Genomic DNA, 25,937 nt, shown 5'->3' on the forward strand with positions numbered 1-25,937 from the left:
CATTTGTTATACAATAGTTAATTTATCTATAGTTCAAGGTAATTTAGGGGATGAAGAAAGCTTTACCTCATTCGTGAAATTTTAGCCCATCGAGTGCTTTATCAACCTTTTTGCTATCGCCGTACACCACAATGCCTGCCAAATTAAGGTCTGCATCAGCATGAAGGGCAATCTCCGACAGATTTTCCATTTCGGTTTTCGTAGCAAATAATTCCTGAGTGTAAATGCCAATTTGAAGCTCCCTTTCCCTTGCGCGGTTGAAGGCCCGCTGGAGCTGAGCTGCATTATCTGCCCTGTAAACAAGTACAGGATATTTTATGAAAGGCATATACTGATTTCCTGTGGCCGTAACAAGTTTTCCGCCGTGCGTGTCGGGATTGGCTATTGCCACGGAACTGGCCAAAAAGGCAGTTACGTTAAGCTTTTGCCACATGGCCAGTTCGTTTTTAATTACGATAGCTATTTTTACCGGGTTCATAAACTAATTGGGTATTTATTTAAGTATAAGTTCCATTTGAATATTAGCCCGTTCATAAGGCGATGGCCTTCCTGCTATTTTCACAAAGCCCAGTTTATGATAAAGGCTGATGGCCGGTTTTAAAATGGTGTTACTTTCAAGATAAAGTTTGTGGCCGCCAAGTTCTTTTGCCTTTTCAATAATAGCCTGGCCCAATAAAAAACCTATGTTTTTGCCTCGTGCTTTTGGTGAAACCGCCATTTTAGCAAGCTCGAAATCATAATCCGGGTCATCCATTTTTATTAACGCGCATACGCCTGCGGGTTCATCATTATAAAGGGCAACCAGTATATGGCCTCCGTTATTAATGATATAACTATCGGCGTTATCAAGAGCTTTGTAATCGGCTTCTTCCATTTTAAAGTAATTGGAGATCCACTCTTCATTTAGCGCTTTAAATGCCTCGGAGTAACGGGGTTCATAAGATACTATGTGGACTTTATTGCTTTCGCGTATTTTTTGATGTTCCTGCACCCTGCGCAGTAATGATTTTTGTTCAAGCAGATATTCCCATTCTTCAATGGCTTTCCACAGATCATGATTGGCCTGCGACAGAATTTCTTCTACGGCGTTGGTAACATCAGCATATTGATCCTTGATCTTAAGAGCCGCATCAAGCCCTTTGGCCGATAGGCTCACCATGTTCCGGCGGCCATCTGTTTTATCTTTTTTTTCAACAACAAAACCATTTTTTACCATCTCGGCTATGATCTTACTTACCGAAGGGTGCGAATGGCCAATCTCTTTAGCGATTGAAGTTATTGTAAATTCCCCGCCATTTTGCAACACATAAAAAACCGGGAACCATTTGGGCTGAAAATCGATATCATATAAATTGTAGATCCTGGCTGCATCTTCTCCAACGGTTTCAGTCAGCATCCTTAGCCGGCTGCCTATGGCCATTTTTCCTACTTTATTAAAAAATTCCATTACTGTGTAATTAATTATGTAACTGATTACGCAAATATATCATGTTGTTTTTAAAACTCCAAACAGTCGGCTATAGATTAGTGTAATATGTAATTCATAAAACCGGGATAACAAGGAAGTGCTTTTGTCGAGGCACCAGCTATTGAAAGCAAAAAACCGGGCTGGCCGGCCCGGTTTTACATTGCTAAATGTATTTAATAATTATGCTAATGCTTTGCCCATTAAAGGATCGCTAAAGGTTGGTTTACCTGTTTCCACGCGGCCTGCAAAGCGTTTTCCGAATTTTTCAAATCCATCAATCTTTGCGCTGAAATCATACCAGCCATAGCTTTTGCTTAGGCTTAAAACAATAGTTGAGCTGGCCCCTGCTTTTACCGAAACTTTATGGTCGCCGGTTTTGTAGCCATGATCCGTTACTGCTATGGCTTGTGCTTTGTTGGTGTGATTGGTTATTTTCAGAGCAATATTACCGGTTAATTTGCCTGCAACCTGCTCGTATTCGCAAGTAACATCAACCTGTGGGTCGGCAGCATTTCCCTGGTACTCGCGGAAAAAACCGTTAGGGCCATAGGTACGCAAATGGTATTCGCCGTTTTCAAACTCGTGTAAGGGCCATACATCAGCCAGCGTATCACCGGCTTTGACGGTATAGGCCCAGGTACGGAGGTCTTCCATTTTCTGCGGATCGTTCATCGTTGCGTATTTGCCGGGAGCGTATACGTTAAAAGGCGAGCCTAAAGCTTTTGCCCCAAATACTTTGTTGCTTGCAGTAAATTTAACTTCAAACGATTTTTTATCAGCGCTCAGTTTACCATCAGCATATAGTTGGTAAGGCAGGGCGGATGATGGTTTAATGCCTTTTTCCTGCTGCGGCATGTATGGCGAAGAATGCGGGTCTTTATTGATCTGCGCAATTTCATCGGCTGTAAGCAGCTTATAATCTGAAGGTAGTTTTTTAAATTGCGCCTTGTGGATACTTTCTAAAAATGCTTCTCTGGCAACAAACTCCGGGTTTTCTATCTTTTCGCCATTGTAAGGGCGAAACACGCTTGAAAGATCGCCGCAAACAGTGCGCCGCCACTCGCTGATATTGGGTTCTGTTACTTTTTTGCCTGTTTTGTGGCTTAAAAAGCTTTCTAAAAATTGTAATGTCGAAGTGTGGTCAAATACCTCGGAGTTAACCCAGCCGCCGCGGCTCCATGGTGAAGCAATTACCAATGGAACACGGAAACCTAAACCTATCGAACTTTCACGGTCAAATACTTCGGGGAAATTGTTACGGGCTTTTTCCTGTTCTAAAGTAACAAATTCAACACTTGGATCAATTCCTTCAGATACTTTACCGGTACCCGGTTTATGCGGGTTAGGTGCAGTGAAAGGAGGGATATGGTCAAAGTATCCATCGTTTTCATCGTAAGCTAAAATGAAAACTGTCTTTTTCCAAACATCAGGGTTTTGTGTAAGGATATCAAGCACTTCTGATACATACCATGCACCGTACCAGGCCGAACTTGGATGATCGGAAAAATGCTCGGGGGCCGATAGCCAGCTCACTGTTGGAAGTTCGCCACTTTTTACATCGGCACGAAACTGGTGCAAAACATCTCCTTTAGGTACCAATACCTCACGGTCGGTACCGTCATCATTATATTTCAGCGGACTTAGCGTGCGATAATGCGGATCATTGGTGTTGGTTACAAAGCCCTTTTTGTGCAGGTTTTTTTCACGCTGCGAAAGGCTTGCAAACTTGTTGGGGTCGGTGCCGGCCATGTCTTTTTTAGTTTGCTCCAGATCCTGCTGTTTTTGTTTAAGCTGTTTTTGCAGATGGTCTATATGCGCGTTGCCGGCAGGCAAGGCAGCTATTTGCTTTTCAACGGCTGCAATTTCATCAGGCAAAATAGTTGACTTTTTTTGCAGATGGGCGATGTGCTTATCGTATAGTTTAATGTTATATTGCCCGAAAAATTCCAGCGGGTTATCCTGGAAGTTTGATAGCCATGGATCTTCCTGGCCCTGTAAGCCGGTGTCAATGGCTATTTCATTTTGGTAATGTTTCCATGATATGTTATGATCTTCTAACCGTTCGGGAAAGGTAGCCCAGTTAAGGGTTCCGTAATCCATATCATCGTTCCAAACGTGAGCAAGCGAGTTTTCATGCTGCTCGGCACGGACAGTGCCGGTCCAGAAATATAGCCTGTTAGGGTTGGTGCCTGTTAATGAGGAGCAAAAGTTTTGATCGCAAACGGTAAAGGCGTCGGCCAGTGCATAGTAAAATGGAATATCCTCACGATTGTGGAAACCCATTGTTAAAGGCATGTTAGAATATTCCTTAATGCTGTTACGTTTTACGTTAAGCCATTGATCAAACTTGCCATCGTTACGGGCATTAACCTGGTTGGCCCATGAATGCGGTAATGAGCTCATCCATGTTGCTTTGGTGTTTTTGATGTCAAGGTGAAAAGGAGCATAGGTTTCGCCTTTTTTGTTTGATTGCAGCCAAACCTTGTTTTTATTTGGAAGATCGATTGCCCGGGGATCGTTATAGCCACGTACCCCTTTAAGCATACCATAAGTATGATCGAACGAGCGGTTTTCCTGCATGAGGATCACAATGTGCTCAGCATCCAGGTATGTGCTGCCCGGTGCCGGATTAATAGCCATTGCTTTTTGAATAGATTCGGGTAAAATGCTGGCGAGGCCGGCTGCTCCGGTAAGTAATGCCGCTTTTTTTAGAAAATCTCTCCTTGAATCAGACATGTTTTTGTTTTATTTGGTTCATGGCCTATGGATGATAGATCATGGTTGTTTTTAGTTTTATGTATGGCGACGGCCAATTTAACATGGTTGTTTTTAAATCTTCAGGATTTATGGCTGTTTTTTAAAATCTATGATCTATGAACCATGAACTATTTGTCTTTCCGTTGCGAAATCACCTGCTCGCAAAGGCCAAATGATAATGTCATGCCGTTACCACCAAGGCCATTGATCAGGGTTACTCCTGGTTCAATATCAACAACAAGTTCATAAGCGCCGTTGGTCATTTTGGGGTAAATGCCGTGCCATGACTGCAGCATCTTCCAATCCTTAAAATTGGCAAAGGTATGTAAGTAGTCGATTATTAAATTATTAATAAATTCCTTGTCAAACGGGTCATGAACCAGGCCATATTCATGCGAATCGCCTATGGTGAGTTCGCCGCTGCCGTTTTGGGATGCCATAACATGAATGCCCCATTTTAGGTGCGTGGCATATTGCTCTTCGTAACGTTTGCGCAAGGCAGGCAGCGATGCCGCCGCCTGAAAACCGGGGTAATGGATCATGGATAAGCCGCCGCATAAGGAAGGGCCAATGCGCCACTCATCGGGCTGTGTTACCAAACGCATCATTTGTAGTTTACATTTGGTGATTTGTGTTTGTGCAAAAAGCTCAGGATACAGCGTTTCAAAATCGGCACCGCTGCAAACGTAAATTTCGTCGGCTTCCCAGCTTTGGGTACCCGAACTAACTTTTGGATGTTCGATGCGGCTTATGGCGGTGTTCCAGTGAAACTCTACGCCAAATTTTTCGGCAAGATAAGAGGCCACCTGCCCTACAGCCACGCGCGATTCTATAATCATTTCTTCCCCGCTCCACAACGCACCTTTTAAACCATCGGTATTTATGGCCGGCGATTTTGAAACAGCTTCGCCAGGGGTTAGCACAGCGCAGTCACGGTATTGCTTGTTTACATCTACATATTCTTCTATTACCTGCAATTCGTCATCATGGTAGGCAAGGTGTAACGAGCCAACCTCGTCATGCCAGATATTAGCTTCGGTGCAAACTGTTTTCCAGATGCTTCTTGACAGCATAGCGCGTTCAAACATCGGCCCTGTAGCCTGGCCAATTGGCCATACCATACCGAAGTTGCGAATAGAGGCACCCACCGCGCGCTCATTACGCTCAAATACTGTTACCTTATAGCCACGAATGGCCAAAGCGCGGGCTGTAGCCAAACCTACAATACCTGCGCCTATGATTATAGCACTTTTGTTATTTTCGCTCATTATATTATTCATTAGGTCATTGAGTATTTGGTCATTTTTTGACTTTGCACTCAGGACTGCGGACTTATAGTTTGAAAATTTATCTGTTCACCACTATTTTCAGCTTCATTCAATTTTTTTTTATCGCGGGTGGCACTTTGTAAAAAGTATACGAGTGATAAAACCCCGCAGATACCGCCAACCAGTGCTACTATCATTACGCCTTCCTGAAAAAACGTTCCCCAGCTTATTGACGGGCGGCCAAGCTCCTTTACCAATAAAACGCTCACGCTGCCCAGATAACCCATCGAATCGGCGATGTACATGATAAAACCAACATTACTTTTATAGTGAAATGATGCTATCATCCGTTCAAAAAATATTGCATTGTAGGGTACATAGCCCATATACAAACCCAGGCCAACGCAGGTCATCCACAGGGTTGGGCTCATCATTTTAAGGGTAAACATGGTGGTTGATATACCTACCAGAACGCAACCTGCAATGATCATTAAATGAATGATACTAAAGGCACGGAGATTTTTACGCACCAGGATTAGTAAACTCATTGCTACTAATACTACCAATGAAATTTTAATATCGGTGGTGGTAAAAATACTGTTATCCTTAATGCCGAGGCTTGCCCATATCTCCACTTCAAAGTTATCGCGCACATCGCGCATAATGGTGAGGAGTACGTAAACAATGAGTGTGAGGATAATTCCAGGTAAAAAACGGATGACAAATTGTTTACGTTCGGCGGCGTTCATCGGGGTACGTTCGGCCCGTAATTGCTTATCTTCGGCCGTTGGTGCCGGAATAAGTTCCATACAGCCTACAAAAAATAAAAGTGGCAACGCAAATACGGCCCCTGTTAAAAAGGGCATGTAATATTCGTTTACATGAAAACTACTTATTAAAGTGCGCCCTGTTGTTTTTACAAAGCCCGATGCAAAAATAAGGCTGATAGATAATACCGATGCCATGAACTCGGTTGAGCGGCGGCCTTCCAGGTAACCAAAAACCAATCCCCAGATAAGCCCAAGCGGAAATCCATTAATAAAAAGAAACGCAATATTCCATGGGGCAGGCACAAATGCAAAAGCAAGCAGGGCAGCCCATGCAATACCGATAAGGGTTAAAATATATTTTGCACGGGTTTTACTGTTTACTTCGGCTATAAATTTTATGCCGTAAAATTTACTGCTCATGTAGCCGATAACCTGCGCTATAACCAGCCAAACTTTGTAATCAACATGAAAATATTCATGACCAGTGAAAGTTGCAGCTGCAAATGCCTTCCGGAAAGCATACATAGAGGTGTACGTTCCGAAAGCCGAAACCGCCGCCAAAACCGAAATCAAAGCATAAGGCCATTGGGCTACTTTTGCACGTAAACTTTCAATCAGCCTCATATACTTATTGGTTTATGATTTCAATTACCTGTGCAATATCGTCAATAACATGGGTAGGATTATAGGCCTCCAACGCTGTGCGGGTAAAGGCCCCGGTGGTTACTCCTATTGAGTATTTGCAGCCCGCGTTTTGTCCTTCACGTACATCAACCTCAGTGTCGCCTACTTTGGCAACTTCCAGCGCATTGGTGATGTTTGACTCCTGCATCATTTTGCGGATCATAAAGGGGTGCGGGCGACCAAGCTCTACCTCATCCGATCCAACCATATAGTCAATTAATCCTTTTTCACGCCATTGCAGGCGATTTATAATGGTATCGGCAATATCGCGCGAAAAGCCGGTATTGATACCAACTTTAGTGCCTTGTTCATGCAGTTTGGCAAATGTTGCTTCTACGTTTGGCAACGGTTCAATACCAGGCTCAAACTTGTAGAAATTAATCATTTGCTGTACAAATTCTTTATGGATAGTGTTTACCAGGTTGTCGGTAATAACTGATTGGTCTGCTTCATATTCCGCGAGCATTTTACGGATAGCGAGTGGCTTTTCATAGCCCATCAACGGATCTATTTTTTCCAGTTCAACGTTGTAACCATACTTTTGCATTGCTGCTTTAAAAGTTTTGCTCACCTCATGATCATCCTTAACCGTAGTGCCGGCTATATCAAATACCACCAATTTAATGCCCATAGTAACAAAAAACAATTGTTTAGCAATACTAAACTTTTTTTATTAAAATTAAACTAAATTAGTGTTAAGGTTTGGTTAAGGGTTGGGTGAGTGGTTTATTGAGTTGATTAGGAGAGTGGTTGTTTTGTGTTTAAATTAAAGACACGCTACTACATTTTTGCACTCTAAAACTACTCACTCAATCAACATAATCAACCACTCACCAACTTACTTCTTCTCTTCAAAAAAATAAATCACCAGCATGCTGGCAGTAGTGTTGCCCATGTTTTTAGGCGTATGAGGTATGCGGCCATCAAAAAGCATACTATCACCCTGGTCAAGGGTTATGGTATCATCGTTAAACTGATAAGCTATCTGGCCCGATAATATATACTTATATTCAAACGCCTCTGTTTCAACAAGAGGGCGGGAGGCATCAGGTTCAAGCTCAAGTATTACGATATCAACGGTACTTTTACTTATTGACTGGGTAAAAATGCGCTGATAATGAAAGCCGTCAGCATGTTCCTTTTCAAAATGATCATATTCGTGCTTACGCTTTACTAAAACAGGCATATGATCACTTTTTGAACGTATGTCTTTAAAAAACTCGTTCAGATCTATCTCCAATGCTTTAATAATATCTATTAATACAATGAGTGAAGGGATGGTGCGGCTGTTTTCAATTTGCGATATCAGCCCTTTGCTTACGTTGGCCCTTGCGGCAAGTTCTTGTACAGTTATGTTTTTTTCGCGGCGGCGTTCTTTTATCCGGTTACTGATCTGTATCAGTATATCTTCTTCCATTATATATTGTGTTATCCTGCTGTTTGCGGCGCAAAGTAATTAATACGCATAGTTATCCAAAATGATTTTTTTGTTACCCAAATGCATATTTTCTTTTTACGAACAAAAAAGAGTTTTAGTTTAAACGGATGTTGGAGGGGTGTTTGTATTAAGAAAAATTTAAGTATAAGTACATAAGGCTATAATTCACAAACAATTAATATTTAAATAACCTTTGTCATGTTTATTTGCACCTAAAAATTTTATTTATATGGCACCATCCCAATATAATCCGAAAGCTGTTGTTGATGAGGTATTTTCGTTATACGAAAAATTTGGCGATGCAGATTATATAGGAGAGCCTGTTTCCCAACTGGAGCATATGTCGCAGGCTGCAGCCCTGGCCCAATCTGAGGGTTATGACGACGAGGTTGTTCTCGCTGCATTTTTTCATGATATAGGCCATCTTTGTGCTGATGCCGAAGAGGCAGGAAGCATGGAGGGTATGGGCAACATTGATCATGAACGCCTGGGTGCCGATTACCTTCTTGAGCGTGGATTTTCTGAAAAAGTTGCCAACCTGGTACAGGGGCATGTAATTGCTAAAAGATATCTTACCTATAAATATCCCGAATATTATAACCACCTGTCGGATGCGAGTAAAGTTACCCTTGAGTTTCAGGGCGGCGTGATGACAGCCGAAGAGGCGGCCGAATTTGAATTGAACCAAGATGCAGAACTTATCATCAAATTGCGTTACTGGGACGATATGGCCAAAGAAGTGCATGTGCCTGTAAATAACATCGATCATTTAAAGGCCATTGCCCTCACGCACCTGAAAATCATGAACGAGTAGTTAGTCATATTAAGTTTTTGTGATCAATTTATAATCTGTTTGTTACAAAAATCACCTGCTTAACACAGGGTGAACATCAAGTTAAGCATAGTTTAATACTAAATTGGTTTACTAATAATAAACAAAGTTTAGTATTGCTGCATGAAAACATCCTTTTTTTCACCCTTAAATTTTAGCAGATGACTAAGTTTTACCAAAAATTAACAATCGTTTTTTTCGCATTGTTTATTTGTTTGGTGCCGGTATTGGTAATGGCCCAAACAAAAATTACCGGAAAGGTCACTGACGAAGCGCAGTTGCCTTTACCTGGCGTAAGCGTTACAATCAGCGGTACTAAATCAGGTACAGTAACTGATGTAAACGGTGCATATAGTATTTATGCTTCGAGCGGCCAAACATTGGTTTTTAAATACGTTGGTTACTCCGCACAAAGTGTTACGGTAGGTAACGGCACTATTTACAACGTTAACTTTAAAGCCGAGAACAAAGTACTTAACGAAGTTGTGGTAACTGCGTTAGGTATAAAGAAAGAAACCAGGCGCATTGGCTATTCCGTTCAGGAAGTTAAAGGCAGCGACATGGTTAAAGCGCGCGAACCCAATGCTATTAACGGCCTGGCCGGTAAAGTAGCAGGCTTAAACGTTGGTATTAACCAGGAGCTGCTTTCTGCACCTACTGTGTTACTACGCGGTTCGCCTATTAACTTTTACGTTGTAGATGGTATCCCGATCACAACCGATACGCAAAATATCACCGCCGATGATATTGATACGTACACTATATTAAAAGGCCCAACTGCAGCGGCCTTATATGGTAGCCGTGGTATCAATGGTGCCATCCTGATCACTACAAAAAGAGCTAAGAGCGATACTAAAGGTTTTACAATTGAGATTAACTCAAGCACGCAGTTTAATCGTGGTTTCATTGCTATACCTAAGGTGCAAAACAACTATGGTGGTGGTGATAACGATAAATATGCTTTTGGTGATGGTTCTGGTGGTGGTGTTAACGATGGTGATTACGATGTTTGGGGCCCGCGTTTAAACAGTGGCTTATTATTACCACAATACGATGGTGAGTATGATCCTACTAAAACTTACACCACAACTTTTAAAGATGGTTCAACCTTTACAGGTAATATCAAACCAACCCCATGGGTTGCCCGTGGTGTTAACAACCTGGAGGGTTTCCTTCAAACAGGTTTATTAACCAATAACAATATTGCTATTTCGTCATCGTCCGAAAAATCAAACGTACGTATGTCGGTTTCGCATGGTTACCAACGCGGTATTACACCTAATACAGGTTTAAATACTGTAAACTTTAACCTTTTAGGTAGCTATAACCTGAGTAAAAAATTCAAAGTTGAAGGTAATATCAACTTTAACCGTCAGTTTTCAAACAACGTACCTGACGTAAGCTACGGCCCTAACAGTATCATTTACGGTGTTGACGTATGGACTGGTGCCGACTGGAATATCGACGATATGCGTGATTACTGGCAAAAAGGTAAAGAAGGTATTCAATCAAAATTTGTTGAATACAAACGTTACCAAAACCCATGGTTTCAATCATATGAATGGTTAAGAGGCCAATATAAAAATGATATCTACGCATGGGGCTCATTTACCTACAGCCCAACCAAAGATCTGGATATCATGTTGCGTTCAAACATCAGTACTTATGACTTGTTGCGTACCGAAAAAGAACCATTTTCGGCACACCCTTATGGTGATGAGCACAACCATGGTAACTATCGTGAAGACCGCCGCGATCTATTTGATAACAATACAGACCTTTTAATCAAATATAACCTGAATGATATCGGTCATACAGGTATTTCGGTTAACGCGCTTGCAGGTGGTACTTTACGTAATTTGAAGTATACGTCATCATTCACCACCACCGACCAGTTGCTTATTCACGATGTTTACACTTTCCAAAACTCGATAAACCCGGTAAAAGCATACAGCTTCGGTTCAAACCTGATCACTACAAGTGCTTACGCATCGGCCGATATCAGCTATAAAAACTATTTTACTGTATCAGCAACAGGCCGTACCGAAAAATCATCGGCACTGCAAAATCAATCCTATTTTTATCCTTCGGTAAGCTTAAGTACCCCAATATCTGAGTATGTAAAACTGCCTGAGGTAATCTCTTTCCTGAAAATCAGGGGTAGTTATGCTAACGTTAAAGATGGTGGTACCAATGCTTATACTGGCCCTGCCGGTTACCCGCTTGGTTATGGTGCCCAATATCAAACACCTTATGGCGGCCCTGGTTATACAAGTACAACGCCTGCTTACATCCTGGCCCCATCTTACGGTAACATAACCGCGGCTACAGCTCCAACTAATGCTATCGATCCTAAATTAAAACCAAGCTCAAGAAGTAACTATGAAGGTGGTTTGGAAATGCGTTTCCTTAAAGATCGTTTAGGTTTAAGTGGTACTTACTTTGTTTACAAAGATGGTCCGCGTTTGTTTAGCCAGCAATTGTCTGAAACCAATGGTAGTGCCCAAACCTTCCTTACAAACGGTATCACAACCCGCCGTAACGGTTATGAGATCTCGGTTAACGGAACTCCTGTTGTATCAAGCAAATTTAAATGGGATGTGTTGCTTAACCTAAGTACTTACAAAGAGGTTTATACATCATTTGCCCAAAACCAGACAGGCCTGGTACAGGGCGACCAGATTTTACATATTGGTGATCGTGTTGACCAGATCTTTGGCAGCGTTGAAGCTAAATCACCAGATGGAAAAGTTATCCATGATAATGCAGGCTTGCCTACTTACCTGCCTAAAACACAACTTTTAGGTAATTCGGACCCTGATTTTAGCTGGGCTGTCAACAACAAATTCAGGTATAAAAGCTTCTCGCTTTCATTCCAGTTTGATGGTATGGTTGGCGGTAAAATACAGGATTTGGTATACACCAAGTTGATGCAGGGCGGTCGTGGCGCTGCTACCGATGAAGGTATTATAGGTGCTGCCCGTTTATATGAATCAGAACATTGGGGCGATCCGGGTTTTAGAGGTTCAGTTAATGCTGATGGTACACCAATGTTAGGCCATGACGGAGTTACGCTTGCTGCCGGCAGCCCGCAGCCAGTATATGACCCAATCAGCGGTAAAATAACTAACTCTGGTGCCTTGAAGTTTGCTCCTAATACAACCCCTGTAAAATATGTACAGGATTATGTAAGTAAATTTTACGCTGATGCGGAGCACACTGTAATCAGCAGAACTTATGCCAAGTTAAGGGAAGTTGTTATCGGCTATTCGTTGCCACAGTCAATAACCAAAAAGCTGTCATTATCAAAGGTTGATTTTTCGATAGTTGGCCGTAACCTGCTTTATTTCTTTAAAAAGGGCTACAAAGATATCGACGTTGACCAGTACCCTGGCCGTGATCAATTTGGATCGACTATAGGCAGTACCGGCTTGCAAACCCCTACGGTAAGAAGCTATGGCTTTAACATCAACGTGGTTTATTAAGCTATAATAAGTAGTAACAACTATAAAACATTGCACAATGAAATCATTAAAATATAAAATAGCTTCTTTAGCAATCCTGGCAACCGTGTCGTTGGGCTGTAAAAAGCAATTTGACAGTGCTGTTCAAAACAAAAACCTTCCTATTTCGGGTTTGTCGCCGGCACTGTTATTACCTAATATCGAAACAAGTATGCTTGCACCTGCCTTTGGTCAGGACGAGCGTCAAAACCAATACACCGCATGTAACTATTTTTACTACGGCGATAACAGGTATTGGACAGGTAGCGCTTCATTAAGCTATACCCCACTTACTAACGTAGTAGCAATGGAGGGAGAGGCAAATGCACTTGCTGCCACCTTATCAAAGCCATACCTTGCTCTTGCCAAATTTTTCAGGGCATTTTACTTCGTGAATATGAGCCTTAAGGTTGGCGATTTACCAATGACCCAGGCATTGCAGGGACTAAAAAATACAACCCCGGTTTACGACACCCAAAAGCAGATCTTTATAAACTCACTTGCTTTGCTTGAGAGTGCTAATAAAGATCTTGGCGAAATGATTGCGGTAAACAAAATTACCCAGGGTACTTATGTTGTTGATAGCAAATACGATTTCTTTTATAAAGGTGATCTTTTGAAATGGCAAAAGGCGATCAACACCTACCGCTTAAGGATCCTCATCTCGTTAAGCAAAAAAGTTAGTGATGCCGATCTGAACGTTAAAGGCCAGTTTGCATCTATACTTGGCGACGCTGTAAAATATCCTATCATGACATCGATGGATGATAACCTGCAGTACATTTATGATGGCGTATTTACTTTTTACCCAAACAGCTCACGTAACTTTGGTAATGATGCAACACGTTATAATACAGGCGCTACCTACATCAATTTACTGGCATCGTTAAAAGATTTGCGTGTAATGAAAGTTGCTGAACCTGCAAGGGGCCTTAAATTCGATGATACCGATTTCAGGTCATTCGTAGGGGGTATATCCGGTCAGGATCAAAGTACTATGGCTGCTTTGGTTCAGGCAGGAAAAGTATCACTTATCGGTCGTCACCGTTACTATGAAACCCTTGTGGGCGAAAACACTTTTATCGTTAGCTATCCCGAAATGTGCTTTAATATTGCTGAGGCTATTAATCAGGGCTGGGTAGGGGGTAACGCCGAAACATGGTACAAAAACGGCATTTTTGCTGATTTTGGTTTCTATGGTGTTAACGATGGTGCCAACACAGTTCTGTTTCAAAAAAGCGGCGGTTTGTTAGGCGACGATGTATCTTACAACGTTAACTTTAGCTATAACGATTATTACAACCAACCGGCTGTTAAATACGCCGGTAATAACGTTGATGGCTGGAAACAGATCCTGACACAAAAATATATCGCTTTTGCCCGTAACTCGGGTATGGAGGCTTATTACCAATGGCGTCGTACCGGCGTACCTACTTTTAGTGTAGGTGCCGGTAATACTGATAACGGAGCAATTCCGCTAAGGTTCCAATACCCAACTAATGAGCGTAGTGCAAACGCTGCTAACTATAAAGCAGCGGTACAAAGCCAATATGGTGGCAGTGATGATATTTTCCAATTAATGTGGTTGCTTAAATAACACCAAATTATAAGTTTTAATTATCTACATAAAGGCCCCGATACTTAGGGGCCTTTATTATTAAAAGCAAAAACTATGAAAAAAGCTATCTTGTTAACACTATTAGCGCTGGGGCTAAACGGCGCTTATGCCCAGCAGCACAAAACCCAAAATGTGGTTATCGTTACTATCGATGGCCTGCGCTGGCAGGAAGTTTTTCGCGGTGCAGATTCCGCCATCATCAACTCAAATGATACACAGGATAAAAGCGATGTTCGAAAAAACTTTTGGACGGATGCGCCTGCAGATCGTCGTAAATTGTTGATGCCTTTCTTTTGGAGTACAATAGTTCAAAAAGGGCAATTGTACGGTAACCGCGACCTGGGCAGTAAGGATGAAGTAGCCAACCCATATCACTTTTCATATCCGGGTTATAACGAAATATTTACGGGGTTTCCGGATAAGCGCATGAATACCAACGATGGTATCTACAATCCTAATATGAACGTGCTTGAGTTTTTAAACAAACAAAAAGGTTTCGAAAATAAAGTTGCGGCTTTTGCATCCTGGGAGCGCTTTTCGCAAATATTAAGCCCGCAGCGTGCCGGTATTTTAGTTAATGCAGGTTTTATGCCACTGGATGTTCCTGGTATGAATGACCGTTTAAAACACCTGAATGAATTGCAACTGGAAGCACCGCGTTATATCAGCGACTCGACCCGTATTGACTTCCTGACCTTTGAGTTTGCCAAAAATTATATGATGCAGTATAAGCCGCGCGCTTTATATGTTTCATTTGATGAGCCGGATGATATGGCACATGGTGGCAATTACAAATTTTATCTTGATCGTATTAAACAGGAAGACGGTTTTATAAAACAACTTTGGGACTATATCCAATCAGAGCCTGCATATAAAAATAAAACCACACTAATCATAACCTGCGACCATGGCAGAGGCGACGAGCCGATAAAAAAATGGCACGATCATGGATCGGACGTGCTGCACTCCGAGCAAACCTGGTTTGCCGTTATCGGGCCGGATACTCCTGCTTCGGGCGAAATGAAACAGGGTGAAACCACTTATCATAAACAATTGGCGCAAACTATAGCCAATTTACTGGGTTTTGATTTTAAAGCTGCTGCGGGTCACGAAGCTGGCGATGCAATAGGTAGTGTTACCGGTAAAAAATAATTAAAGGCTTAAAAAGCTGATCATTTTGCTGCCCGGATGAAGTGTAAATGAGAAACGTTTAAGGTAACTGTCTGAATCGTGATTTTCAGAGCGGCTGAATTTTCAGAATCAATATCACATTCTGTTTGTTCTTAAATCCTGAAAACTTTGATTCAGACAGTTTCTTAACTTTTATTTAACACCCCAGACCTACCTTTGCAATAAAATAATAGCCTATGACCTCGCGCCGCGAATTTTTTGGTACTGCCTTAACGGGAGTAGCCGCTTTAAGTCTTTTGCCTGCCGTTAATAGCTTTGCTACCGAAAATAACCGGTATAGCCGCGTTACCAGGACTAAACTAAAACTAAGGTTTGCTTTAGCTTCTGATATCCACTATGGCCAGCCGGAAACCGATTTTCCTTTACATACCGGCAACATGGTTAAATGGCTTAACGAGGATCATGAAAAAAATCATCTGGATTTTGTGATCGTTAACGGCGACCTGGTACATAATCGTCCCGATCTGCTTCCCGAGATCAAAACCAGGTACCTTGATAAATTAAATGTTCCTTATCATACTATACCGGGTAATCATGATTTTGCAGATGCTACAGTTTGGAAAAACGCTTTTGGTTACGAAGATAAGTACACGGTAGAATTTGGGGATATTGCTTTTGTATTGGCCCACACTGCTGATACTAAAGGCATTTATACCTGCCCCAACAATGCTTTCCTCAAAGCATCATTAGATAAATTTGCTGATAAGAAGATCGTTTTTGTGGTACTGCATATCCCACCTACCAAATGGGTTAAAAACGATGTGTTTGTTGATTGCCCCGAAACTATCCAATTGTTGCATGCTTACCCTAATGTGAAAGCTGTTTTTCATGGTCACGACCACCTTTTAGATGGTGTGCGTTATACTGATAAACTCCCTCATTTCTTCGATTCGCATATAGGCGGCGATTGGGGTACCGACTACAAAGGCTATCGTATTGTAGAGGTTGACGAGCAAAATGCAATTTACACTTACCAGGTAAATGCAAGTCAAAACCCGGTGCTTAATTCGGCTAAACTGTAATTAGGATTTCGGAATTTATCCTGAGAGATTAGCAACCATGTCATTGCGAGGAGCGGCATGGGCAGGTGCATGAGGGCGACGTGGCAATCACGTAGCTATGCAAACCGGTAGTACTTCCGTGCGATTGCCGGGCTACGCTCGCAATGACATTTTTTTGTTTACTACAAGTTATAATTTTCCATCGGATATTTCCCTTTTTTGGTGCAAGTGTTGTGCGAACGGTTGCGGGTATGCTCACTTGTGCTGGTCCGAATGTCTGTCTAAAAAAATCAGTTTAATAGATAACCTTACGTTTACATGGCGTAGAAGGCACAAGTTAACCCTGCACAGGCAATCACACAAAACTTGCGCCAGTGGAGGACCAGTTTGGAAACAGTTATTTGTTAAGCTAACGCTCCACCGGATATTTTAACCCTATCTGCTCCCTCGCCTGATCTATCATAGCTATCATTTGCCGGGACAACTCATAAGGCAATACAGGGCTTTCTGTTTTTCCTTGTTTGATGAGCTCGCAAAAATGAATAATTTCATAGTTTAATCCTCCTGCAGTAAACGGTTCATCAAACTCCACCGTGCGGCCATCGAGGTAGCTGATAGTTGCTTTTGCCGGGTTCCACCAATTTTTGTGGATAGTTATATGCCCCAGTGTGCCCACTATTAATGCATCGCCTTTGCCGTGCATATCAAAGCCACAATACAACTGTGCGTAACCATTTTGATGCAGCGTTTGGAAAATGGCAAACATATCAATCCCGGTTGCGCCAAACCTGCCCATGGTTTGGATATCCTGCATGGGGCCAAGCCAGTCGAGCGCTAAAAATGCTTCGTAAATGGCAATGCCCATCAGGCTGCCGCCAACCAGGTCAAGATTATAATTCGGATGATCGGGAGGGCAATCGGCCACTGCCGATCCCGCCCGCACATAACCTACCTGGCCAATCGGGTCATTGATCAGGTATTCTTTCAGCTTAGGATATAATGGGAAAAATGGGGGCTTCATTCCCTCCATGAAAAGCAATCCGGTTTGTTTTACAACGGCAAGTACCTCATCCAGTTCGGCAAGATTAACAGTTACGGGTTTTTCACAAAGCACATGTTTGCCTGCTTTAAGAGCGGCTATACTATAAGCAGCATGGCTATCCGGAAGGGTTGCGATGTAAACAGCATCGATATCGCTGGCCAGCAGCTCATCAACACTTCTGCAGGCCTTACCTCCGTATTGCGCAACAAAGGCATCAACAGTTTCGGGTCGGCGCGAATAGGATGCTACAATTTCAATATGCGGTACAGCTGCAAAGCCCTGCATAAACCTTTGCGCAATGCGCCCGCAGCCAATGATGCCCCATTTTATCATAGTTCTAAGTCTGAAGTCTTAAGTCGAAAGTTGATATTTCAAGTATATAGCTTTAAATGCAAAAGTCCCAAGTAAATAATTTTATTACTTACTCAGGACTTTCAACTTGGGACTTAAGGCTTAAGACTTAGTGCTTAAGACTTCCGACTTAAAACTATTGATATTGAATATAAATCGGATACGGTTTGTATCTTGATAAAACCTCCTCAGGTGTCAACATGTGGTGAGGTGCTTTTTTGATATCGTTTTTGTAGAACAGTTTAAACCCTGTAAACTGTACCGGCTCCTGGTTAATGAAGTAGCGGTAGGTACCGGTTTTCAAATCAGGTTCGCCCCAGCCGTCCATATCCATTACCAATTGAATTTCAGGATGTAATTTGATGTTCTTGTAGTTGGTCACCATCTTTTTGGTAAAGCGGTGAACTACCAGGATTTTTGGTGGCAGGCCATTTTTCTTAACAATTTTGGTAAGATAGTCTGATACGTAGTTGATATCATCAGCATCATAAGTACCTATCTTTTTACCCGGGTGGGTTCCGTCTTTCATCGAAAATTCAGGATCCATACCAAAATGTACCTGTGGCAATTCAAGGTATTTTTCAAGCAATGGCAATTCTGCACGGATATTGCTTAAAGCTACCTGAACATCTAAAAATACAATAGCATGGGCTTTTTTAGCTAATACCAGTACACTGTCTATCTGTTTAAACGGCATGCGGTAACGGAATTTTCCGTCTTTACCACCATCGCCCTGGGCCACAACCGCAATATAGTGCAGCGCTGGTTGTACCGGGGTTTTAGGATCGGCTTTTTCCCAATGCTTTACTTCTCCTTTTAATTTAGCCAACATTTCATTTGGCGGTAATTCGCCCAAAATACCCATCTTCTTTGAATAAAGGTTACCATAAAAAGCAACCACACGCTTAAACGGTAAAATAGCACCACCTATTGGGTAAGGGGTATTTTTAACTGGCCACCTGCCGGTTGTATCACCGTGCGCGTTGAATTTCATCAACGAGTCGTAAAGTTTTTTGTCGATAGGGGGGTAAGTGGATTTTTTAACGCTTAGCGTATCCGCTGTTTCGGCCTGGGCCGAATCACCTTTAACTGCTGCGGCTGTTTTTTTACTGTCGGTTTTGCCATTGTTGCCATTTTGCGAGCAGCTGTTTAAAAGCAAAGCTGCCGACGCGATAAAGGTGGCGGAAAGTACAAGCGTTTTTAATTTCATTTTTATAACGTTCAATATAATGCAGGTGTATGTAAGGTGTGTTTAATTAATTTAATTTACAGCCACTTATAAGTAGCAATAGTGTTGGCTCGGTTGCCGCCAAAGATAGATATTGGAAATTAATTACTTTTAATTTTATGAAACTTTCCAAAAACCCCTAAAGGTAGTTTTGGGCCGGCTGTGGCCTGCAGGTAAAGCTCTCCAATTTCGAGGTTTTGCACCTGCGGGAACGAACTTTTGATGAGGTTTTCAACAATTACAGATGAGAAGCCAAGCGAATAAGTATTGAGGATCAGGAAATGCTCTTCAGGGTCGAGCAGTTGGGTTACATCACGCATCATCTCGGTGATGTTATCTTCCAGTTTCCACTTTTCGCCGTTTGGGCCATTGCCATATGCTGGCGGATCAAGGATGATCCCGTTATATTTTTTGCCGCGTTTCAATTCGCGCTTAACAAACTTTAATGCATCCTCAACTACCCAGCGTATATCTTTCAGACCGGAGATCTCCTGGTTTTCATTGGCCCAGGTTACTACTTGTTTTATAGAATCAACGTGAGTAGTATCTGCGCCGGCAGCTCTTGCTATTAACGATGCGCCGCCAGTGTAGGCAAACAGGTTAAGTACTTTTGGCTCGGGTGTTTTAAAGCGTTTTACATTCTGGCTGATATAATCCCAGTTTACGGCCTGTTCCGGGAAAATGCCCACATGTTTAAACGAAGTTAATCCCAGCCTGAATTTAATGGCAGCTTCCTTGTTTTTGTAGTCAACATGCCAGCGATCGGGAGTTTTAGGGTCTTTTTTAACCCATTCGCCAGTAGTTGCCGAACGGCCCTTAAATTTAATATGGTGTAAGCGCTGCCACTCAGAAGCAGGCAGGGTTTTGTTCCAAACCGCCTGTGGTTCGGGGCGGATGAGTATAGTATTCCCAAAGCGTTCCAGCTTTTCAAAATCGCCGCAATCAATCAGCTCGTAATCTTTCCAGTGCGTTGGGGTAAGTAATTGGATCATTGTTTTTAAGTCAAAAGTATTGAGTTTTAAGTCGAAAGTTTAAAACATTGACTTAAAATTTCGGCAAATATAACGATATATTACGGTTTGACTTTTAACTCAAGACTTCAGGCTCAGGGCTTATTATAATTTTTCCTTAGCTGCCTGCATAAACTTGCTGGCAAATACAAAGTCGTTAAGTTCCTTATTATCTGTATGGGCAATTTCCTTGTTGCTGCCTTCCCACCATTTTTGCCCCTGGTGTAAAAAAAGAATATGATCGCCAATACCCATTACCGAGTTCATATCATGGGTTACCACAACTGTGGTTATGCTGTACTCCTGGGTAAGTTCGGCAATGAGCTCATCAATTAATATCGAAGTTTTAGGGTCGAGGCCAGAGTTGGGTTCATCCACAAAAAGATATTTTGGCTGCATGGAAATGGCGCGGGCAATACCAACACGTTTTTTCATACCGCCGGATAGTTCGGCTGGGTAAAGTTTGTTTTTACCGGCAAGATTAACCCGTTCTAAACAAAAATTGGCACGCTCAAGCTTTTCTGCTTTTGATCTGTTGGTGAACAGGTTTAACGGAAACATGATATTTTCCTCAACTGTCATAGAATCAAACAGGGCCGAATTCTGAAAAAGCATCCCAATGCTTGTACGGATAGGCACACGCTGTTCAAAATCCATTTGGGTGAAATTTTCATTATCAAAAAAAACCTCGCCCTTTGAAGGCTCATGCAGGCCAACAATACATTTTAGCAACGTTGTTTTGCCCGATCCCGAACCGCCTATGATCAGGTTATTTTTACCTTCGTGAAAAATTGAACTGATCCCTTTAAGAACGTGATTTTCGCCAAAGGTTTTATTAATATCTTTAATTTCGATCATAGCATTAAACGGGTGATAACAAGGTCGGCAAATAAGATCATCACACAACTAAATACCACGCCCTTTGTGGCCGACTGGCCTACCTCAAGCGCACCACCCGATGTGTAAAAACCCTGGTAAGCACAAATGGATGCAATGATAAAGCCAAAAACAATTGCTTTAACAAGTGCTACCCTTACTGTTAAACCATCAAAGCCATCACGTACCCCTACAATATAATCGGCAGGTGTAATGTCTCCGGAAGCAACGCAGGCAATATAGCCACCTGTAATGCCTAAGGTGATAGAGGCAATAACCAGTAAAGGCACCATGCTCATACCCGCAATGATCTTGGGCGATATCAGATACCCCGGCGCATTAACACCCATAATTTCGAGGGCGTCAATTTGTTCGGTAACCCGCATGGTTCCAATTTGCGATGCAATGCTTGAGCCAACACGCCCGGCCAGTACAAGTGCCGATATGGTTGGACTAAATTCAAGGATGGTGGAGTCGCGTGCTATTTTACCCGCTATACTAAGCGGCACCAGCGGGCTTGACAGCTGGAAAGCTACCTGGATAGTTGTTGCAGCTCCAATAAATACAGATATGATTGAGATAATGCCCAACGATCCGATCCCTACTGATACCATTTCGCGCATTACTTCGGCCCAGTATACACTGAACTTTTCGGGCTTTCTGAAACTTAAACGCAGTAAGAGTATGTATCTTCCTAAACTTTCAAACATTTGCCTTTTATAAAAATTGGTTAAAAATACGCTTTTTTACCTTTAACCCTAAATGGTCAGTAGTTAAACTGGTCATTTAAATTCAATTTTGTAAGCGTTTCAATTATTACGCTTACGTAAATTGCGGACATAAAGCTTCACTAACTATAAAATTAATTTAAACAATATGAAAAACGTACTCATTACCGGTTCAACTAAAGGCATGGGCCGCTCAATTGCAATTGCTTTTGCTAATGAAGGATTAAACGTGGCAATTTGTTCGAGGAATGAGCAAGAATTATTAAATTTTAAAGATGAGCTGGAACAAGTTGATGCCGGAGTAAAGGTTTTTGCCATGAAAGCCGATGGCAGTAAAAAGGCTGAGCTGCTAAAATTTGCCGCTGCCGCCGAAGCCGAACTGGGTTTTATTGATGTTGTGGTAAATAACCTGGGTTCGTTTATACCTTCAAGCATATTGGACGATACCGAAGATACGCTTCAGGTACAGATGAATACCAACCTGATGCCGGGCTATGAGTTGTACCGTTATTTCGGTAAAACCATGGCAAATGCGCGTAAAGGACACTTCTTTAATATATGTTCGGTAGCGGCTATAAATCCTGTGCCGCAAGCTGGTAGTTATAGTGTAACAAAGTATGCATTGTTAGGTCTAACAAGAGTAATGAGGCTCGAGATGCAGGAGCATGGTGTAAAAGTTACCGCCGTAATACCAGGATCAACGTTAACGGATTCATGGAAAGGTGCGGTGGTTGATCCAAATACCATGGTGCTGCCCGAAGATATAGCATCGGCAATCATCAATATTTACAGGATGAGCACCGGTGCCAATGTCGACGAAATCATCATCAAACCTGCGCCGGGCCAGTTATGATAAATCAACTTTAAACATAAACGAACATAAATTATGGAAAAGAAACTTCATCGCGATGAGCACCACAAGGTAATAGGCGGTGTTTGCGCGGGCCTTGCCGAGCACTTCGGTACGGATGTGGCAATTATCAGGGCGATATTTTTAGTAACTCTCATTTTAAAAGGCTTTAGCCTACCCATATATATAGTACTGTGGATAGTGTTGCCAAAAAAAGGCTACAACTTTACGCCCGGTGTTGATTACAGGGTACCACCCCAGGATAATCCTTTTGCAAACGGACCACAATCAGGTCCTTTTTATGACCCTAAATTCGGTAACCAGCCTTTTAACCCTCCTCCATTTGTAAATCCGCCTAAAAAACAGGCTTCAACAGTGGGGCTAATATTTGGTGTGGCGATGATACTTTTGGGTTCGATATTTTTGCTTAATGAGCTCGACCTGATGCCTGATTGGGATTTTGAAAGCCTTTGGCCTGTAATGCTGGTAGGGGCGGGCGTAGCGCTTATAGTTTCGGGAGTGAAGAAACAACCCTGGGAAAAACAAAACTGGCATGCCAATGAGGTAGCTGATGCACCTGAAGCAGAATCAACTAAAGAAGAAACAGAAACTAAAGATACACCTCCAACTATATAACATCATGAAAAGCGATAAACTTGTTCCAGGCGCGATCCTGGTATTGTTGGGAGTAGTATTCCTGCTGGATAACTTCCACGTAATAAATTTTGACTGGATGAACATCCTGTACCTGTGGCCTATATTTTTGATCATGGGCGGTATCAGTCTGGTATTCGCCGGCAACCGGTCGCCGCTGGCCACTATTCTTAAACTGGCGGTAGTAATTGGCTGCTTTGCATTACTGGTGTTCGGCAACTTTGGTAAACGCTACCATTTTTGGCCAAACGCATGGACCTTTCACAGCGATGATTACGATAATGACAACGACGATGATGACAGCGATACCACCAATACCGACCAGGGCGTAGTGAAAATAGGCGGCGATAAAACCTTTAAAGAGGAATATAGCGCCGGTATAAAACATGCCCGTCTCAATATAAGTGGCGGCGGTACTATATACAACTTAAGCGATACTACCGCCGATTTATTCAGTGCCCAAACACAGGAGCTTTACGGTAAATATACTTTTAACCACAGTAAAGACGATTCGGTATATGTGCTCAACCTTAATTTGAAGAATAATAAAGGCTTTCATTTTGACTCAAACGACCGGAAAAACAACAAAGCTGATATCAAATTAAACACAAATCCGGTGTGGGATATTGACGTAACTACGGGTGCAACAGATTTAAATTTTGATCTTTCAAAATTCAAAATAAAAACTCTATCTTTAAAGGGCGGAGCAGCATCGTTTGATGTTAAGCTTGGAGCCCCGGTTGGCACCACAAATGTGGAAGTTTCAACAGGTGCATCTGAGGTAACAATAAGCGTTCCGAAAGGTGCCGCCTGCCGTATCACATCCAATACCGGGCTTTCATCAAACGAGTTTGATGGCTTTAGTAAAAAGAGTGATAACGACTACGAAACCGACGGCTTCGATGCCGCAAAAAACAGGATCCTGATCCATATGAGTGGCGGTATCTCTGATTTTAAAGTAAACCGATATTAACCTAAATCCTGAGTAAAAAGATACCGGGACATAATACAACAATAATGAATTGCCAGCCGCTCCATCAATTTGATGGAGCTTTTTTTTGTACCAGATTGTAGTGCTGATTCAGGTTTTTGTCATTAAAGCCGTATCAGGGGCGAAAAAGTGTTAAATTGAAAACCTTTGGAACAAAAAATAAGTTTAATTTACAGCACAAATAATCTACTATGAAATACCAATACCTTATATTATCTGCATTACTATTTTTAGCCTGCACTGTTAATGCCCAAACTACGGTTAAGGGTACCGTTTTTGAGTTGGGTAAAAACAACAAAATGAGCAACGTTTTTGTGCGCGACAATCAAAACAGGCAAATGACCCTTACTGATAATAAAGGTAATTTCAGTATCCGCACCGAAACCGGGCATACCCTTATTTTCAGTTCGCCAGGGTATGTATCGGATACCTTATACGTTACCGACTTTACCAACAAGAAAATAGAACTGGTTGCGCAAACCATAGCCTTAAGGCAGGTTAACATCAGTGCCAGGCGCGAAAGCTTTGACGCCCACAAGGAATATCCGGAAGTATATACCCGGGCAAAAGTTTATCCGCTTTCGCCAACCTCATGGTTTAGCAAGGAGGCAAAAGATGCCCGCCGTTTAAAAAAATACTTTAAACACGAGGAAGAAGAACGCCATGTTGATGAGGTATTTACTATGAGCTATGTGCAAAGTATCATCCCGCTGCGCGGCCAGGAGTTGGAAAACTTTATGACCCTTTACAGGCCGTCATATGATTTTATTAAAAATAACAACGGCCCTTCACTGGCGGTTTATATCAACGATTCGTACAAGAAATACCAGGCCTTACCTGCAGATAAACGCACTTTGCCCGATTTGAAGGAATAGTTTTTGATGGCAGCCTTTAAAAAAGGCTTGAAAACAATAAGAAAGCGTCATTGCTAGTTACGAACCAATCCCAAATCATACAGAGCGACTCTGCTAATCGGGGATTGGTTCGTACCTTGCAATGACGTTTGTTTTAAACTGCTCAATACAGCGTTACGATCAATCCGCCCAAACACTGATATCATTATTGATGATCTTTTGATAAAGCAGCTCAATCTGGCTTTTCAGGATCCTGTCTTCTGATAGCGGAGGCAGGTTATCAATATCAAAGTATTGTACGTCCAGCACATCAAAGCCTTTATTAATATCGGTAGTAATAGCTTTACAGTAAAACACCATTTTATATACATAAAAAGGCTGCGGCGGGTGCGGATGCATTTTTTTATCGAATACCGCAAGTAACCTGTCGACGGCAACCTGTAATCCAGTTTCTTCCCAAAACTCTTTAATAATGGTTTCTTTAGGGGTATATCCTATATCTCCCCAACCGCCGGGTAACGACCATTTACCATCGCCGCTTTCACGGGCCAGCAATATCTTATTATCCGGCGAAAGCAGGATCCCCCTTAAATCAACCTTGGCGGTAGGGTAGTCCGTAGCTTGCGGAAATAACAGGTTAATGGTTTCGGTGCCGTAGCCGCTAACCTCGTCAAACATTTTAGTGCTCAGGTGCTGTAGTTCCTGGTAGCGTTCAATATCATATTCGTTTTTAGCATATAACAAGCCGGTATCGGCAACAGAACGTAGTTGGGTTATGAGGGAAAGTAGATTGGTGTTGGGCATAGTGTTTATAAAATTATGT

22 protein-coding genes are annotated in these 25,937 nt (G+C 42.2%); 9 read left to right on the forward strand and 13 right to left on the reverse strand.

From position 1 onward, the window contains the following. Positions 1 to 67: 67 nt before the first annotated feature. From MTO98_RS04190 to MTO98_RS04220, 7 genes are all read right to left on the reverse strand, one after another. Positions 68 to 478 carry a DUF2000 domain-containing protein gene (locus MTO98_RS04190; RefSeq protein ID WP_243485376.1) on the reverse strand — a complete coding sequence of 137 codons (411 nt, stop codon included), beginning with the start codon at positions 476 to 478 and terminating at the stop codon, positions 68 to 70. A gap of 15 nt (positions 479 to 493) precedes the next feature. Next, on the reverse strand, positions 494 to 1,447 hold the full coding sequence (locus MTO98_RS04195; RefSeq protein WP_243485377.1) for a bifunctional helix-turn-helix transcriptional regulator/GNAT family N-acetyltransferase: 954 nt from the start codon (positions 1,445 to 1,447) through the stop codon (positions 494 to 496). A gap of 201 nt (positions 1,448 to 1,648) precedes the next feature. Then, positions 1,649 to 4,204: a phosphocholine-specific phospholipase C gene (locus MTO98_RS04200; protein ID WP_243485378.1), complete on the reverse strand. Its 2,556-nt coding sequence runs from the start codon at positions 4,202 to 4,204 to the stop codon at positions 1,649 to 1,651. A 149-nt stretch (positions 4,205 to 4,353) separates the two neighbouring features. After that, the gene (locus MTO98_RS04205; RefSeq protein ID WP_243485379.1) at positions 4,354 to 5,493 is read right to left on the reverse strand and encodes a TIGR03364 family FAD-dependent oxidoreductase; all 1,140 of its coding nucleotides are present in this window, start codon (positions 5,491 to 5,493) and stop codon (positions 4,354 to 4,356) included. A gap of 50 nt (positions 5,494 to 5,543) precedes the next feature. Beyond that, positions 5,544 to 6,887, reverse strand: a complete 1,344-nt coding sequence (locus tag MTO98_RS04210) for a DUF5690 family protein (protein WP_243485380.1) — start codon at positions 6,885 to 6,887, stop codon at positions 5,544 to 5,546. Positions 6,888 to 6,891: 4 nt separating this feature from the next. Continuing rightward, positions 6,892 to 7,578, reverse strand: a complete 687-nt coding sequence (locus MTO98_RS04215; protein ID WP_243485381.1) for an HAD hydrolase-like protein — start codon at positions 7,576 to 7,578, stop codon at positions 6,892 to 6,894. A gap of 207 nt (positions 7,579 to 7,785) precedes the next feature. Further along, entirely contained in the window at positions 7,786 to 8,364 is a 579-nt protein-coding gene (locus MTO98_RS04220; protein ID WP_243485382.1) for a helix-turn-helix domain-containing protein, read from the reverse strand. A gap of 250 nt (positions 8,365 to 8,614) precedes the next feature. Here MTO98_RS04220 and MTO98_RS04225 point away from each other — a divergent pair, with 250 nt between their 5' ends. The 5 genes from MTO98_RS04225 (at position 8,615) to MTO98_RS04245 (ending at position 16,551) form a co-directional block, all read left to right on the forward strand. Then, on the forward strand, positions 8,615 to 9,199 hold the full coding sequence (locus MTO98_RS04225; RefSeq protein WP_243485383.1) for an HD domain-containing protein: 585 nt from the start codon (positions 8,615 to 8,617) through the stop codon (positions 9,197 to 9,199). Positions 9,200 to 9,378: 179 nt separating this feature from the next. Next, the gene (locus MTO98_RS04230; RefSeq protein ID WP_243485384.1) at positions 9,379 to 12,702 is read left to right on the forward strand and encodes a SusC/RagA family TonB-linked outer membrane protein; all 3,324 of its coding nucleotides are present in this window, start codon (positions 9,379 to 9,381) and stop codon (positions 12,700 to 12,702) included. 37 nt (positions 12,703 to 12,739) lie between these two features. Next, positions 12,740 to 14,317 carry a SusD/RagB family nutrient-binding outer membrane lipoprotein gene (locus tag MTO98_RS04235; RefSeq protein WP_243485385.1) on the forward strand — a complete coding sequence of 526 codons (1,578 nt, stop codon included), beginning with the start codon at positions 12,740 to 12,742 and terminating at the stop codon, positions 14,315 to 14,317. 75 nt (positions 14,318 to 14,392) lie between these two features. Next, complete coding sequence (locus tag MTO98_RS04240; RefSeq protein ID WP_243485386.1) at positions 14,393 to 15,490, forward strand: alkaline phosphatase family protein; 1,098 nt, start codon at positions 14,393 to 14,395, stop codon at positions 15,488 to 15,490. 215 nt (positions 15,491 to 15,705) lie between these two features. Next, positions 15,706 to 16,551, forward strand: a complete 846-nt coding sequence (locus tag MTO98_RS04245; protein WP_243485387.1) for a metallophosphoesterase — start codon at positions 15,706 to 15,708, stop codon at positions 16,549 to 16,551. A gap of 388 nt (positions 16,552 to 16,939) precedes the next feature. Here MTO98_RS04245 and MTO98_RS04250 read toward each other — a convergent pair whose 3' ends face one another. The 5 genes from MTO98_RS04250 to MTO98_RS04270 form a co-directional block, all read right to left on the reverse strand. Beyond that, on the reverse strand, positions 16,940 to 17,905 hold the full coding sequence (locus MTO98_RS04250) for a Gfo/Idh/MocA family protein (RefSeq protein ID WP_243485388.1): 966 nt from the start codon (positions 17,903 to 17,905) through the stop codon (positions 16,940 to 16,942). A 154-nt stretch (positions 17,906 to 18,059) separates the two neighbouring features. After that, complete coding sequence (locus MTO98_RS04255) at positions 18,060 to 19,133, reverse strand: DUF4148 domain-containing protein (protein WP_243485389.1); 1,074 nt, start codon at positions 19,131 to 19,133, stop codon at positions 18,060 to 18,062. Between the two features lie 119 nt (positions 19,134 to 19,252). Next, positions 19,253 to 20,143, reverse strand: coding sequence for a class I SAM-dependent methyltransferase (locus MTO98_RS04260; RefSeq protein WP_243485390.1), 891 nt, complete (start codon positions 20,141 to 20,143; stop codon positions 19,253 to 19,255). A 123-nt stretch (positions 20,144 to 20,266) separates the two neighbouring features. Further along, positions 20,267 to 21,019, reverse strand: coding sequence for an ABC transporter ATP-binding protein (locus MTO98_RS04265; protein WP_243485391.1), 753 nt, complete (start codon positions 21,017 to 21,019; stop codon positions 20,267 to 20,269). Next, on the reverse strand, positions 21,016 to 21,747 hold the full coding sequence (locus MTO98_RS04270; RefSeq protein WP_243485392.1) for an ABC transporter permease: 732 nt from the start codon (positions 21,745 to 21,747) through the stop codon (positions 21,016 to 21,018). The genes MTO98_RS04265 and MTO98_RS04270 overlap by 4 nt, the downstream gene beginning before the upstream one ends. Before the next feature lie 166 nt (positions 21,748 to 21,913). On the opposite strand from MTO98_RS04270, the gene MTO98_RS04275 reads away from it, so the two are divergent. The 4 genes from MTO98_RS04275 to MTO98_RS04290 all read left to right on the forward strand — a co-directional run bounded on the left by MTO98_RS04275 (position 21,914) and on the right by MTO98_RS04290 (position 25,135). Beyond that, on the forward strand, positions 21,914 to 22,618 hold the full coding sequence (locus tag MTO98_RS04275; RefSeq protein ID WP_243485393.1) for an SDR family oxidoreductase: 705 nt from the start codon (positions 21,914 to 21,916) through the stop codon (positions 22,616 to 22,618). A gap of 33 nt (positions 22,619 to 22,651) precedes the next feature. After that, positions 22,652 to 23,251: a PspC domain-containing protein gene (locus MTO98_RS04280; RefSeq protein WP_243485394.1), complete on the forward strand. Its 600-nt coding sequence runs from the start codon at positions 22,652 to 22,654 to the stop codon at positions 23,249 to 23,251. 4 nt (positions 23,252 to 23,255) lie between these two features. Beyond that, positions 23,256 to 24,242 (forward strand): LiaI-LiaF-like domain-containing protein, encoded by a 987-nt coding sequence (locus MTO98_RS04285; protein WP_243485395.1) that lies wholly within the window; start codon positions 23,256 to 23,258, stop codon positions 24,240 to 24,242. A 209-nt stretch (positions 24,243 to 24,451) separates the two neighbouring features. Next, positions 24,452 to 25,135 (forward strand): carboxypeptidase-like regulatory domain-containing protein, encoded by a 684-nt coding sequence (locus tag MTO98_RS04290; RefSeq protein ID WP_243485396.1) that lies wholly within the window; start codon positions 24,452 to 24,454, stop codon positions 25,133 to 25,135. 159 nt (positions 25,136 to 25,294) lie between these two features. On the opposite strand, the gene MTO98_RS04295 is transcribed toward MTO98_RS04290, so the two are convergent. Continuing rightward, positions 25,295 to 25,918: an NUDIX hydrolase N-terminal domain-containing protein gene (locus MTO98_RS04295; RefSeq protein WP_243485397.1), complete on the reverse strand. Its 624-nt coding sequence runs from the start codon at positions 25,916 to 25,918 to the stop codon at positions 25,295 to 25,297. Positions 25,919 to 25,937: the final 19 nt, after the last annotated feature.

This window comes from Mucilaginibacter sp. SMC90, assembly GCF_022811725.1.
GTDB lineage: Bacteria > Bacteroidota > Bacteroidia > Sphingobacteriales > Sphingobacteriaceae > Mucilaginibacter.